Origin of the sequence: Pseudomonas flexibilis (assembly GCF_000802425.1) — a bacterium.
Classification (GTDB): domain Bacteria; phylum Pseudomonadota; class Gammaproteobacteria; order Pseudomonadales; family Pseudomonadaceae; genus Serpens; species Serpens flexibilis.
In genome coordinates, this window is sequence record NZ_JRUD01000006.1 from 21,688 (window position 1) to 35,229 (window position 13,542).

14 protein-coding genes are annotated in these 13,542 nt (G+C 66.0%); 3 read left to right on the forward strand and 11 right to left on the reverse strand.

The features are described from left to right. Positions 1 to 166: 166 nt before the first annotated feature. Both SF06_RS05025 and SF06_RS05030 read left to right on the forward strand, forming a co-directional pair. Positions 167 to 856 carry a crotonase/enoyl-CoA hydratase family protein gene (locus tag SF06_RS05025; RefSeq protein ID WP_039560208.1) on the forward strand — a complete coding sequence of 230 codons (690 nt, stop codon included), beginning with the start codon at positions 167 to 169 and terminating at the stop codon, positions 854 to 856. 108 nt (positions 857 to 964) lie between these two features. Next, the gene (locus SF06_RS05030) at positions 965 to 1,708 is read left to right on the forward strand and encodes a lysophospholipid acyltransferase family protein (RefSeq protein ID WP_027589182.1); all 744 of its coding nucleotides are present in this window, start codon (positions 965 to 967) and stop codon (positions 1,706 to 1,708) included. A gap of 9 nt (positions 1,709 to 1,717) precedes the next feature. On the opposite strand, the gene SF06_RS05035 is transcribed toward SF06_RS05030, so the two are convergent. From SF06_RS05035 to SF06_RS05050, 4 genes are all read right to left on the reverse strand, one after another. Then, a complete protein-coding gene (locus tag SF06_RS05035; protein WP_039560209.1) occupies positions 1,718 to 2,446 on the reverse strand; it encodes an amidotransferase in 729 nt (242 codons plus the stop codon). An 88-nt stretch (positions 2,447 to 2,534) separates the two neighbouring features. Next, entirely contained in the window at positions 2,535 to 4,679 is a 2,145-nt protein-coding gene (locus tag SF06_RS05040; RefSeq protein ID WP_039560210.1) for a 3-hydroxyacyl-CoA dehydrogenase NAD-binding domain-containing protein, read from the reverse strand. A gap of 14 nt (positions 4,680 to 4,693) precedes the next feature. Next, positions 4,694 to 5,899, reverse strand: coding sequence for an acetyl-CoA C-acetyltransferase (locus SF06_RS05045; protein ID WP_039560211.1), 1,206 nt, complete (start codon positions 5,897 to 5,899; stop codon positions 4,694 to 4,696). A gap of 342 nt (positions 5,900 to 6,241) precedes the next feature. Next, complete coding sequence (locus SF06_RS05050) at positions 6,242 to 7,132, reverse strand: AEC family transporter (protein ID WP_027589186.1); 891 nt, start codon at positions 7,130 to 7,132, stop codon at positions 6,242 to 6,244. A gap of 81 nt (positions 7,133 to 7,213) precedes the next feature. Here SF06_RS05050 and SF06_RS05055 point away from each other — a divergent pair, with 81 nt between their 5' ends. Then, a complete protein-coding gene (locus SF06_RS05055) occupies positions 7,214 to 7,570 on the forward strand; it encodes a rhodanese-like domain-containing protein (protein ID WP_039560212.1) in 357 nt (118 codons plus the stop codon). A 62-nt stretch (positions 7,571 to 7,632) separates the two neighbouring features. On the opposite strand, the gene rpoS is transcribed toward SF06_RS05055, so the two are convergent. The 7 genes from rpoS to ispF all read right to left on the reverse strand — a co-directional run bounded on the left by rpoS (position 7,633) and on the right by ispF (position 13,492). Next, positions 7,633 to 8,634: an RNA polymerase sigma factor RpoS gene (gene rpoS / locus SF06_RS05060; RefSeq protein WP_027589188.1), complete on the reverse strand. Its 1,002-nt coding sequence runs from the start codon at positions 8,632 to 8,634 to the stop codon at positions 7,633 to 7,635. Between the two features lie 89 nt (positions 8,635 to 8,723). After that, positions 8,724 to 9,572, reverse strand: coding sequence for a peptidoglycan DD-metalloendopeptidase family protein (locus tag SF06_RS05065; protein WP_027589189.1), 849 nt, complete (start codon positions 9,570 to 9,572; stop codon positions 8,724 to 8,726). Between the two features lie 19 nt (positions 9,573 to 9,591). Continuing rightward, positions 9,592 to 10,533: a polyprenyl-phosphate transporter gene (locus tag SF06_RS05070; protein WP_027589190.1), complete on the reverse strand. Its 942-nt coding sequence runs from the start codon at positions 10,531 to 10,533 to the stop codon at positions 9,592 to 9,594. Between the two features lie 16 nt (positions 10,534 to 10,549). Further along, positions 10,550 to 11,188 carry a protein-L-isoaspartate(D-aspartate) O-methyltransferase gene (locus SF06_RS05075; protein ID WP_051587318.1) on the reverse strand — a complete coding sequence of 213 codons (639 nt, stop codon included), beginning with the start codon at positions 11,186 to 11,188 and terminating at the stop codon, positions 10,550 to 10,552. A 38-nt stretch (positions 11,189 to 11,226) separates the two neighbouring features. Next, a complete protein-coding gene (gene surE, locus SF06_RS05080; protein ID WP_039560213.1) occupies positions 11,227 to 11,976 on the reverse strand; it encodes a 5'/3'-nucleotidase SurE in 750 nt (249 codons plus the stop codon). Continuing rightward, a complete protein-coding gene (truD, locus tag SF06_RS05085) occupies positions 11,964 to 13,022 on the reverse strand; it encodes a tRNA pseudouridine(13) synthase TruD (RefSeq protein WP_039560214.1) in 1,059 nt (352 codons plus the stop codon). Before truD ends, surE begins: the two co-directional genes overlap by 13 nt. Then, positions 13,019 to 13,492, reverse strand: coding sequence for a 2-C-methyl-D-erythritol 2,4-cyclodiphosphate synthase (gene ispF / locus SF06_RS05090; RefSeq protein WP_027589194.1), 474 nt, complete (start codon positions 13,490 to 13,492; stop codon positions 13,019 to 13,021). The genes truD and ispF overlap by 4 nt, the downstream gene beginning before the upstream one ends. Positions 13,493 to 13,542 lie beyond the last annotated feature (50 nt).

A 13,542-nucleotide genomic window follows, 5' to 3' on the forward strand; every position in this document is an offset into this window, starting at 1 on the left:
TTTTTCATTTTCTTCATTTTTTTCATGCGCTTAGGGTTCCATCCGAACACTGGGGCTGGCGAGACGGGTGGAACGGCGTCCCGCATGACCCACCGGTCGGTCACCGTGCTTTACCTGACCGCCGCGGCTGGTTAACGTCAGCGCCACTGCCAACAAGGAACCCGCCATGAGTGAGCTGATCTCCTACGAATTCGCCGACGGCATCGCCACCCTCACCCTGAACAACGGCAAGGTGAATGCGATTTCCCCGGCCATGGTTGCCGCCTTCAATGCCGCGCTGGATCGCGCCGAGCAGGATCGCGCGGTGGTCATCTTCACCGGCCAGCCGGGCATTCTTTCGGGCGGCTACGACCTCAAGGTCATGACCTCCAGTCCGCAGAACGCCCTGGATCTGGTCGCCTCCGGCTCGACTCTGGCGCGCCGCATGCTGGCCCACCCCTACCCGATCATCGCCGCCTGCCCGGGCCACGCGGTGGCCAAGGGCGCCTTCCTGCTGCTGTCCTCGGACTACCGCATCGGCGTCAAGGGTCCGTTCAATATCGGGCTCAACGAAGTGCAGATCGGCATGACCATGCACCACGTGGGCATCGAGCTGTCCCGCGACCGGCTGAGCAAGGCGGCCTTCCAGCGCTCGGTGATCAATGGCGAGATGTTCGATCCGCAGGGCGCCCTGGACGCGGGTTTCCTGGATCGCGTGGTCGAGCCGGAGGCGCTGATGGCTACCGCCCGCGAGGTAGCCGGCCAGTTACTGAAGATCAACATGAAGGCCCACCGCCAGACCAAGCTGAAGGTACGCAAGGACCTGCTGGAAACCCTCAACAAGGCCATCGAACTGGACAAGCAGTACGGCTTCTGAACCCAAGCAGGGGCCGGTCGACGGCCCCTGCTCTTTGCCTTTCGCCTGATTTGCCCGGCTCAATGGACATCCGTACACTGAGCCGCCCGAATCGCCACGAGCCTGTCCATGTTGTCTGCTCTGCGCCTGTTCCTGCTGTGCGCCTACTCCGCCCTGGCCAGTCTGACTGGCCTGTTCCTGTGCCTCCTGCATCCCTTCAACCCGGAGAATACGCGGCGCTGCGCCCGTCTGTTCGCGCTGCCCAGCCAGCGTTTCCTGGGCATCCGGGTGGATGCCGATATCGAGGAACTGAACAAGCCTGATCAGGCCTGCGTGATCGTCGCCAACCATCAGTCCAACTACGACCTGTTCGTACTGGGCGGCGTAGTGCCGCCGCGCACGGTGAGCCTTGGCAAGAAGAGCCTGAAGTGGATTCCGCTGTTCGGCCAGCTCTACTGGCTGGCCGGCAACGTGCTGCTCGACCGCGGCAACGCCATCCGCGCCAAGCAGGCCATGCTGACCACCACCGAAGCCCTGCGCGACCGGCAAGTATCCATCTGGGTATTCCCGGAAGGCACCCGCAACGCCGGGACCGAGCTGCTGCCCTTCAAGAAGGGTGCGTTCCAGATGGCGATTGCCGCCGGCGCCCCCATCGTGCCGGTGTGCGTCAGCCGTTATACCGAGCTGCTGGACCTGAACCGGCCGGAAAGCGTGCGGGTGAAGGTACGCGCGCTGCCAGCCATCGCCACCACCGGACTGACGCTCGACGACATGCCGGCGCTGATGGAGCGCTGCCGTGCACGCATGAGCACGGTGATCGATGAACTGAGCGCCGAGACGGCGGCTGCACTCCCCTCAGCCGCCGGCCACTGACCTCGCCGCTCAAGCCGGCTGCGGGTCCCGGCCCTGGGCGACGAAGCGCAGCATCCACTCGCCCACCGCCTTGCCGTGGTGGGACTCCTGCAGACTGCCCAGCGCCTGTTGATACAGGACCTCGCCAAGCATGTCCTGGCGAGCATCGAGCAGCGCCTTCGAATAATCGACGACGAATTCCGGGTGGCCCTGGAAGCAGAGCACGCGGTCGTCGATGCGGAAGGCCGCGACCGGGCAGAACTCGCTGGAGGCCAGGACAGTGGCGTTCTCCGGCAGACGGGTGACCTGGTCGCGGTGGCTGATCAGCAGGGACAGGTCTTCCAGCGCCGGCTGCATCCAGGGCTCGCGATTCTCCAGGCGGTACTGGTGCAGCCCGACCCCCCAGCCCTGCTGCGCACGTTCGGTCTGGCCGCCCAGCAGCAGCGCCAGCAGCTGATGGCCGAAGCAGATGCCCAGCAGCTTGTCGCCCTTTTCATAACGCTTGAGCAGGTAGTCCTTGAGGGTCTGGATCCAGGGGTCGGTGCCGAAGGAGTCGGCCTTGCTGCCGGTGACCAGGTAGGCGTCGTAGTGCCGATCCTCGGGCGGGTACTGGCCGTCCACGACGTTGAAGGTCTCGAACTCGGCCTCGATGGGCTGGTCCGTGAACAACTGCTTGAACATGTGGCCGTAGCCGACAAAAGTGTCCGCCAGCTCCGGACGCAGGTGATCGGTTTCGAGGATGCAGATACGCAGGGGCATGAGGGGTTACTCGAAAGACAGTGCGGTGCGCCCTCTTTCTACCAGATGCCCCAGGCCCGCCGCCACTCCTGGCGACGGGCCCCGCGCATTAGAACTGCCCGCCTGTGGCCGCCTTGTCCAGCAGCAGGGACGGCGGCGCGAACCGCTCGCCGTGTCGCTCCGCCAGCTCGCGGGCACGGGCGACGAACCGCGCCACGCCGTACTGGTTGATGAACTGCAGCGCCCCGCCACTCCAGGCGGCGAAGCCGATGCCGAACACCGAGCCGATATTGGCGTCGGCGACCGAGGTCAGCACGCCCTCCTCCAGGCACCGAACCGTCTCGATGGCCTGGATGAACAGCAGACGGTCGCGAATCTCCTGCGCCTCCGGCTGCTGCGCGGACTCGGCGAAGGCCTCCTTGAGGCCGGGCCACAGCTGTTTCTTGCCCCCGGCGGGATAGTCATAGAAGCCGCCGCCGGTCGCCTTGCCAGGGCGCTGGTGGCACTCCAGCATTGCATCGATCACGACGAAGGCCGGGTGCTCGGGGATCGACTTGCCCTCCTCGGCGAGATCGGCGCGGGTCTGCGCGCGAATATGCGCCATCAGGCTCAGCGAGACCTCGTCCGAGACCGCCAGCGGCCCAACCGGCATGCCGGCCTGGCGCGCCTGGTTCTCGATCATCGCCGCGCTGACGCCCTCGCCCAGCATGGCCAACCCCTCGTTGGTATAGGTGCCGAATACCCGCGAGGTGAAGAAGCCACGGCTGTCGTTGACCACGATGGGCGTCTTGCGGATCTGCTGCACGAAGTCGAAGGCGCGGGCCAGCGTCTCGTCGCTGGTCTGCTCGCCACGGATGATCTCCACCAACGGCATCTTGTCCACCGGACTGAAGAAGTGCAGGCCGACAAACCTTTCCGGATGCTGCACCGCCCGGGCCAGCCCGGTGATCGGCAGGGTCGAGGTGTTCGAGGCGATTACCGCATCGGGCAGCGCGGCGGCTTCGGCCGCGGCGGTCACCCGGCCTTTCAGCTCGCGGTTCTCGAACACCGCCTCGATGACCAGGTCGCAGCCGGCGAAGTCCGCTTCGTCATTAGTGGTGCGAATGCGCGCCAGGAAAGCCTCGCGCTCGTCCGCCGTCAGGTGGCCACGACTCAGCTTCTTGTCGAGCAGGCCGGCGGAGTATGCCTTGCCCTTCTCCGCCGCCTCGACGGACACATCCTTGAGCACCACCTCGACCCCGGCGGCCGCGCTCACGTACGCGATCCCGGCGCCCATCATGCCGGCGCCCAGCACACCGACCTTGCCCACCTGACGGCGCTCTGGCGCGGACGGCCGGGACCGGCCGGCATTGATCTCGTTGAGCTGGAACCAGAAGGTGCCGATCATGTTCTTGGCCACCTGCCCGGTGGCCAGCTCGGTGAAGTAGCGGGTTTCGATCAGCTCGGCGGTGGCAAAGTCCACCTGGGCGCCTTCCACGGCGGCGCAGAGGATCTTCTCCGGCGCCGGGAAACAGCCCTTGGTCTTGTCCTGCAGCATGGCCGGGGCGATCGCCAGCATCTGCGCCACGCCCGGGTGGCTCGGGGTTCCGCCGGGCAGCTTGTAGCCCTTGGCGTCCCAGGGCTGCGTGGCCTCGGGGTTGGCGAGGATCCAGGCGCGGGCCTGGGACAGCAGCGCCTCGCGACTGCCCACCACTTCATGCAGCAGGCCGGCTTTCAGCGCCTCGCGGGGGCGCAGCTTCTTGCCTTCCAGCAGGAACGGCAGGGCCTTTTCGATGCCCAGCAGGCGCACCGTACGTACGATGCCGCCGCCGCCCGGCAGCAGACCCAGGGTGACCTCCGGCAGGCCGAGCTGCACGTCCGGCGCGTCCAGGGCGATACGGTGCTGGCAGGCCAGGCAGATTTCCCAGCCGCCGCCCAGGGCGGAACCGTTGATCGCGGCGACCACCGGCTTGCCGAGGGTTTCCAGGCGGCGCAGCTGCTGCTTGAGCAGTTGCACCATGCGGAAGAAGGGTTCGGCATCGGCACGGGTAACCGCGACCAGCTCGTTGAGGTCGCCGCCGGCAAAGAAGGTCTTCTTCGCCGAGGTGAGAATGACGCCGGCGATCTGCTCACGCTCGGCTTCCAGGCGCTCAAGGGTCTCGGCCATCGCGGCGCGGTAGGTGGCGTTCATGGTGTTGGCGCTCTGCCCGGGCATGTCCAGGGTCAGCAGGACGATGCCGTCGGCGCCGGCTTCGTAGCGAATGGCTTGGCTCATGGCGTTCTCCCTGCTCAGACCCGTTCGATGATGGTGGCGATGCCCATGCCGCCACCCACGCAGAGCGTGGCCAGCCCGTAGCGCAGCTGGCGGCGCTCCAGCTCATTGAGCAGCGTGGCGAGAATGATGCAGCCCGTGGCGCCCAGCGGATGGCCCATGGCGATGGCGCCGCCGTTGACGTTGACCTTCTCCTCCGGTACGCGCAGTTCTTTCATGAACTTGAGCACCACCGAGGCGAACGCCTCGTTGACCTCAAACAGGTCGATGTCGTCGATGGAGAGCCCGGACTTGGCCAGTGCCTTGCGGGTGGCCGGCGCCGGGCCGGTGAGCATGATGGTCGGGTCGCTGCCGGTCACCGCCGTGGCGATGATGCGGCCGCGCGGCGTCAACCCCAGCTGACGCCCCTTGGCTTCGCTGCCGACCAGCATGAGCGCGGCGCCGTCTACGATGCCCGAGCTGTTGCCCGGCGTGTGCACATGGTTGATGCGCTCCACCTGGCTGTACTTGCGCAGCGCGGTGGCATCGAAGCCCATCTGCCCCATCATTTCGAAGCTGGGCTTGAGTTTGCCCAGCCCTTCCAGGCTGGTATCGGGGCGGATGAACTCGTCGTGATCGAGCAGCACCAGGCCATTCTGGTCGGTGACCGGCACCAGCGTGCGCTCGAAAAGGTTGTCGCGCCGCGCCTGTGCCGCCTTCTGCTGGGAGCGCAGGGCAAAGGCATCGACATCCTCGCGACTGAAGCCTTCCAGGGTGGCGATCAGGTCGGCGCCAATGCCCTGGGGCACGAACTGACACGCGAGGTTGGTGGACGGGTCCAGCGCCCAGGCGCCGCCATCGGAGCCCATCGGCACCCGCGACATGGACTCCACGCCACCCGCCACCACCAGGTCCTCGAAGCCGGAACGCACCTTCATGGCCGCCATATTGACCGCCTCCAGTCCCGAGGCGCAGAAACGGTTGAGCTGCACGCCGGCGACCCGCTCGTCCCAGCCGGCGACCAGCGCGGCGGTCTTGGCGATGTCGGCGCCCTGGTCGCGAACCGGCGTCACGCAGCCGAGCAGGATGTCGTCCACCTCGGCGGTGTCCAGGTCGTTGCGTGCTCGCAGGCTGCGCAGCAGTCCGGCGGCCAGGTCCACCGGCTTGACGCTGTACAGCGCGCCGTCCGGCTTGCCCTTGCCGCGCGGCGTACGCACCGCGTCGAAAATCCAGGCATCGGTCATAGGTTGTCTCTCTTGTTGTAGGTGCCGGCGATGCGGCGCTCGTCCTACCTTAGCCGCGGCGAGCCGTTGGGCAATGACCAATGCGCTCAGCCGGGTTGACGGCAGTGCTCAGATGAATGGCAGCTTGCAGCGCAGCGTCTGGAACGCCCTTCCTGCCTGCGGCAAGGCGGGTGTACGCCAACCGGCAGAACCCCGTAGAAGTCCGGCGAGTCGAAACGAGGGTGCCAACAACAAGAATCGAGGCCCCGATCATGCGCAAATCGTCGAAGAAACTGCGCGATGCCGGATTCATCCTGGCCGGCGTCACCCTGGTGCTGGTGCTGCCCAATCTGCCGCGTCTGTTCAGTTGAGGCGCAGGGCCGGCAGCAACCAGGCCAGCAGCACGGGCAACAGCAGCAGCGCCAGCAGCGTGGAACAGAGCACCAGGCTGGCCACCTCCTCCGGCGAACGGTTGGCGCGCAGCGCGAACAGGTAGTTGAACACCCCGACCGGCATGGCCGCCTGCAGGACCAGCACCCCGAGGGTCAGGGCCGGCACGCCCAACGCGGTGCCGACCAGCCAGGCCAGCAGCGCACCGCTGCCCACCCGCAAGCCCCCCAGCACCAGGCCCTGGGCCAGGTGGCGCACGCGAATGGTGGCCAGCGAGACACCGAGGGTCAGCAGCATCAACGGAATGGTCATGCCGCCCAGCAGGTCCAGGCTGTTCTGCAGCCAGCGCGGCAGCTGCAGCTCCAGAAACACCACCGGCAAGGCCAGCGCGACGCTGAGCAGGGTGGGATTGAGCAAGGCCTTTTTCAGGGAACGCTCGCCCGAGAACAGCTCACCCAGGCTGAACTGACTGACGCTGAGCACGATGAAGAAGGCCACCGCCAGCGCCAGCCCCGGCTCGCCAAAGGCATACAGACAAATGGGCAAGCCGAGGTTTCCAGTGTTGGAGAACAGGAAGGCAGGCACCAGGATGCGCCAGTCCTTGCGCAGCAGGCGACTGATCAGCCAACCCGTGGCGCCCATCAGCAGGGTCACCAGCACGCAAGCAAACACCATCTCCAGGAAGGCATCGGGTTCGATACGCGTGCGGGTAAGCGCGGAGAGCACCAGCGCGGGCGTACCAATGCGCAGGGTGAGCTGAGCAATGAAGGAGGAGGGAAACTCCTGGCCACTGCGGGCCCAGCCGTAGCCGATACCCGCCGTGATCAGCACCGGAGCCAGAATGGCGAACAGTTCGGCCAGCATGACGACACCCGCGAAAAAACCGCGCGATGCTATCACGCCGCGGGAGTATGCTGGCAGGGACATCAGTAGCCGGAGGTTCCCATGCGCTCATGGTTTCTCGCTGCCACCCTGCTCGCCGGCGGCCCTGCAGTGGCCGGCCCCATCGATCACTCTGCCGCAGTGGCGGCCATGGCCGGGCCAAGCGCCGTGCTGATCGATGTGCGCACCAGCCAGGAATTCGCCGCGGGTGCGCTGCCAGGGGCGCAGCACATTCCGCATTTCCGCATTGCCGAGGGCATTGCCGCCGTAGCGCCCGACAAGGACACACCCATCGTGCTCTACTGCCGCAGCGGGCGGCGCTCGTCCCTGGCGCAGGATCGCCTGCTCGAGATGGGCTACCGCCACGTGATCAATGCCGGCGGCTACCAGGACTTTGGCGTGCGGCTCGCCGAACGCTGAGTCCAGCGCGTACAAACGAAACGGGGCGCCCTGCGGCGCCCCGTTTCGTTGTCATCACCCCTTCACTGGAACAGCGCCTCGCTCGACAGACCGTTCTTTTCGAGGATTTCCCGCAGACGTTTTAGCGCCTCCACCTGGATCTGCCGAACCCGCTCACGGGTCAGGCCGATTTCCTGCCCAACCTCCTCCAACGTGCTGCTTTCATGGCCGCGCAGGCCGAAGCGGCGGATCACCACTTCACGCTGCTTCTCGGTCAGGTCCGACAGCCAGGCATCGATGCTCTGGGACAGGTCATCGTCCTGAAGCAGCTCGCACGGGTCGGAGGGACGGTCGTCAGTCAGGGTATCGAGCAGGGTCTTGTCGGAATCCGGCCCCAGCGACACGTCCACGGACGTCACCCGCTCGTTGAGGCCCAGCATGCGCTTGACCTCGGAGACCGGGCGCTCCAGCAGGTTGGCGATGTCTTCGGCGGATGGTTCGTGGTCGAGTTTCTGCGTCAGCTCGCGGGCGGCCCGCAGGTAGACGTTGAGCTCCTTGACCACGTGGATCGGCAGGCGAATCGTTCGGGTCTGGTTCATGATGGCCCGTTCGATGGTCTGGCGAATCCACCAGGTGGCGTAGGTGGAGAAGCGGAACCCGCGTTCGGGATCGAACTTCTCCACCGCACGGATGAGACCGAGGTTCCCCTCCTCGATCAGATCGAGCAGCGACAGGCCTCGATTGACGTAGCGACGGGCGATCTTGACCACCAGGCGCAGGTTGCTTTCGATCATGCGCTTGCGCCCGGCTGGGTCGCCCCGCTGGGCCAGCCGCGCGAAGTAGACCTCTTCTTCGGGAGTCAGAAGAGGTGAGAAACCGATTTCATTGAGATAGAGCTGCGTGGCATCGAGTGCCCGACTATAGTCGATGTGCTTGTGCTGCCTGGCTGAAGATGTCGCCGGTTTGATCCTGGCGCTGACGAAGGACTTCTCGTTCTCCTCGACTTCATCGAGAACAAGGGCCGGCTCCAGCAGGAGCACTTCGTCGTCGACATCAAACTCAGGCGCTTCTTTTTTGAGTGCCATTGTTATTGTCCCTTACTGAGTTCGACAACAGCTCAGATGCACTTTCCCTAGTACACCAGAGCCCATCCGCTCGCGGGATGGGCTGCGGATCAACGCCGCGGTAGATACTGCAGTGGATCGACAGGTTTGCCCTGACGGCGAATCTCGAAGTGGAGCTTCACCCGGTCAGTACCCGTCGAGCCCATTTCCGCAATGGTCTGCCCGGCTTTGACCTGCTGTCCCTCCCGCACCAACAGCCTACGGTTGTGGCCGTAGGCGCTCACATACACATCGTCATGCTTGATGATCAACAGCTCGCCGTAGCCCCGCAAACCACTCCCGGCGTACACCACCATGCCATCCGATGCGGCGAAAACAGGCTGTCCCAATTCCCCGGCGATATCAATGCCTTTATTCAAACTACCGTTTGGAGCAAAGCGCCCAACCATAGTTCCCGCCGTTGGCCATGTCCAGGCGGTTGCTGACCGACTCGCCGGGGGGCGTGACGGCGTCGGCGGCACGCTGGGCCGGGCAACCGCAGCGGGACTGGGTTTGGATACCGGCGGAGGGCTGGGCGGGGGCGACGGCTTGGTAACCGGCTGCACAGGAGCACGGGGCCGTGGCGCCGCGCTTGCCGTCTGTCGGGAAGTTTCGCCCTTGAGAGGACCGTCAAAGCGAATGTAATCACCCGGGCGCAACAGATAGGGCGCACCGATGCCGTTGTGAACGGCGAGCGTCTTCCAGTCCCAGCCGAAGCGGAAGGCGATCGAGTAGAGCGTGTCACCCGGGCGAACCAGATAGCGACCGCGACGCAAGGGTTCGCGCATGTAGGCGCTCTGGTTGCGGTCGATGACCTGCACCCCGCCAGGGGGAGACGAGGCGCAACCGCCCAGCAGCCCGGCGACCAGCACGGCGCCGCCGATCAGCAGTCCGAGGTAGCCTGGCTTCGCTCGCTTCAAGCCGACCTCCTGCGCTTCATCAGTCCGCCAGGCCCGGACGGACAGGGGCGGTACGGCGGCCCAGCCATTCGATGCCCAGCACCAGCACGATGGCCAGCACAGCCAACGACAGGGCGAGCAGCACCTGGGGATCCTGGCCGCTGAGGGCGGCGTAACGCTCCGGCAACAGGTTTTCCTGCAGCAAAGGGTAGGACTCACCCCGGCTGTTGGTCTGCCAGGTCAGCGTCTGCTTCCAGGGCCAGACCTTGCCGAGGGAACCGAGGATGATGCCGGCCAGGAAGGCCAGCGTCAGGTCGCGGACGCGTTCCAGCAGCCAGCTGAGCAGGCGGGAAAAGCTCATCAGGCCCAGCAGGCAACCCAGCGCAAAGACCGCCAGCACCGGCAGGTCGAAGCTCTTGAGCGCGCCGAGCACCGCAGGGTAAAGCCCCAGCAGCACCAGGATGAAACTGCCCGAGATGCCCGGCAGGATCATCGCGCAGATAGCCAGGGCACCGGCGAAGAACAGGGTCACGGGATCAGCGGTCAGCTGCAGCGGCGCCGCCAGGGTGATCCAGATGGCGAAGGCAGTGCCTGCGACCAGCCCCAGCAGCCGGTCCCAGCGCCAGAGGGACACTTCGCGCCCCACCAGCCAGACCGAAACCATCACCAGTCCGAAGAAGAACGACCACAGCGGTATGGGGTGATGCTCCATCAGGTAGCTGATGCCCTTGGCCAGGCTGAAGATACTGGTGGCAATGCCCAGCAGCAGAACCAGCAGGAAGCTGGCATCGCAGGCCTGCCAGGCCTGGCCGATGCGACCGCGCACGAACAGCCCCAGTGCCTGGGGCGTGGCGGCCAGTGCGGCCAGCAGCCGGTCGTAGATGCCGGTGATCAGCGCCATGGTGCCGCCGGAAAAGCCGGGTACCACGTCCACGGCGCCCATGGCCATTCCCTTGATGTACAACAGAAACGCGTCTTTCATGTGTCGTCCATGCAAATCAGGCCAGCGGCCCGCTGAGAAGAGGCACGAAGCGGACCGGGTCGAGCACCTGGCGGACAAAGCCCTGCTCCTCCCGGGTGATCAGCAGAAGCTGTTGATCATGACCATTGCCGCCCACCGGAATCACCAGTCGGCCACCCGGTGCCAACTGATCCAGCAGGGCCTGCGGCACCTGCGAGGCTGCCGCGGTGACCAGGATGCCGTTGTACGGCGCCAGCGCATGCCAGCCTTCCCAGCCATCGCCCCAGCGAAAGACCACGTTGCGCAATTCCAGTTCTTGCAAGCGGTCCTTGGCGCGGTCCTGCAGCGCCTGGATGCGCTCCACGGAGAATACCCGTTCCACCAGCTGGGCCAGTACCGCCGTCTGGTAGCCGGAGCCGGTGCCGATCTCCAGCACCTTGTCCAGCGGGCCGGCGGCCAGCAGCAGCTCGGTCATCCGCCCGACGATATAGGGCTGGGAAATGGTCTGGTTATGGCCGATCGGCAGCGCGGTGTCCTCGTAGGCGCGATGCGCCAGGGCCTCGTCGACGAACAGGTGGCGCGGCGTGCGACGAATCACTTCCAACACCCGTGCATCGGACAGGCCTTCTTCGTACAGGCGCTGGATCAGACGTTCCCGCGTGCGCTGCGAAGTCATCCCGATGCCGCGATGGGAGAGGCGTGGCTCGCGGTTGATCACAACAAATCCTCCAGCCAGGTATCGAGCCCCTTGAAGGCCTCATGAAAGGTGCGGTCCAGCTGCAACGGCGTGACCGAAACATAACCCTGCATCACCGCGTGGAAATCGGTGCCCGGACCGCCGTCTTCCGCGTCGCCGGCCACCGAGATCCAGTAGCCTTCCTTGCCACGCGGGTTGACCACCTTCACCGGCGGCGCAGCGCAGGCGCGGTGCCCCAGACGGGTCAGGCGGATGCCCCGGATATGCCCCAGCGGCAGGTTCGGGATGTTCACACTGAGCACCGTGCGCGGCGGCAGATCAAGCCGGTGATGATTGGCGACCAGGGTGCGCGCGATATGCGCCGCGCTCGGCAGGTTGTCCGGGCTACGCGACAGCAGGGAAAAGGCGAAGGCGGGCTTGCCGGTGAAACGACCCTCGATGGCGGCCGCCACCGTGCCGGAGTAAAGCACATCGTCCCCGAGGTTGGCGCCCAGGTTGATGCCGGACACCACCAGGTCAGGCTTGTCCTCGAGCAGGCCGTTGAGGCCCAGGTGCACGCAGTCGGTGGGCGTGCCGTCCACGCCGATAAAACCGTTGGGCATGCGCTGCGGGTGCAGAGGACGGTCGAGCGTCAGCGAACTGCTGGCGCCGCTCATGTCGCGCATCGGCGCGACCACCGTACAGTCGGCATAGTCGGCCAGGGCATCGTGCAGCGCGACCAGGCCCGGCGCATGCACCCCGTCGTCGTTGGCAATCAGAATACGCATGAAGAATCCGTCGGCCCCGCCGGGATCAGCTCGAGCAGCTCGCGCACCACAGCGGTGGCGAAGCAGCCGGACGGCAGGACGAAGCTCAGTTGCAGAATGTCAGGGGCCGGATAATGCCACGCCAGGCCGACGATGGGGAGGCGCAGGATACGCCGCTCCTGCGCCATGGCCGCCTGTTGCAGCCAGGCGCAGAGCTCGCTTTCGCGCGCCGCCAACTCCTGCTCCAGCTTTCCGGTCGCGCCCGCGGCGGGCGTCTCCCCCTCGCCCCACAGCGGACCGGTGGGATGCAGGTCCAGGATGGCCAGGCGCGGATCGCTGCACTCCGCCTCGCCGGCGGGAAAGAAGCTGCGGCTGTCGGTGAAGGCCAGCAGATCACCCACCTGCGCGCGGTTCCAGGTCCCGTTGGCAACCCGCGCGGCCAGTGCCCGGTTGAACAGATAACTGCGCGCCGCAGACAGCAGGCGCGAGCGCAGGTTGCGCTGCACCGGAAGCTCCTGCCGGGCGGCGAACTCGCGCGCCTGCGCGACATTGCCGCCGTCGAAGCCGAAACGCTGCAAGCCGAAGTAATTCGGCACACCCTCGGCCTGGATGCGCAGCAGGCGCTGCTCCAGTGCCTCGCGGTCAGCCTGCAGGTGGGTCAGGCGCAGGGTGAAGCCGTTGGCGGCATGGGCACCGCGCTGCAGTTTGCGGCTGTGACGGACCTGCTTGAGCAGGCGCAGGCTGTCGTCCTCGGCGGCGCTCAGATCGGGATCGGTCTTGCCCGGCAGGTGCAGGCTGAACCACTGGCGCGTCAGCGCCTGGCGGTCCTTGAGGCCGGCATAGCTGACGGCCTTGATCGGCAGGCGCGCGGCCTTGGCGATGCGCCGCGCGGCATCCTCGGTATTCAGATTGCGCTTCTCGACCCACAGCCAGAGGTGCTCGCCGCTGCCGCTGAGCGGGATGTCCAGCACTTCGTCGACCTGGAAGTCCTCGGCGGTTTCCTTCAGCAGCGCGCTGCCGCAGGGCTCACCATGGGCGCGAGGCCCGAGCAGATCGGTCTCGGTCATAGCGGCAGCAGCAGGGCCACCGCATGCACGGCGATACCTTCCTCACGGCCGGTGAAACCGAGCTTCTCGGTGGTGGTCGCCTTGACGTTCACCTGATCCAGCTCCACCTGCAGATCCTCGGCGATGCGTTCGCGCATGACCTGGATATGCGGCGCCATCTTGGGCGCCTGGGCGATGATGGTGGCATCCACGTTGCCGACCTGCCAGCCCTTCTCGCGCACCAGCTTGACCACATGGCGCAGCAACACGCGGCTGTCGGCGCCCTTGAAGGTCGGGTCGGTATCCGGGAAGTGCTTGCCGATGTCGCCCAGGGCGACCGCACCGAGTAGCGCGTCGCTCAGCGCGTGCAACACGACATCGCCATCGGAATGGGCAACCAGCCCGAACTTGTGGGGAATCCGCACTCCGCCAAGGGTGATGAAATCGCCCTCGCCGAAGCGGTGAACGTCGTAGCCGTGGCCGATACGCATGAAGAAACGCCCTGGAGAAAAACAGGGCGTGATTCTACCCGACTCGGCTA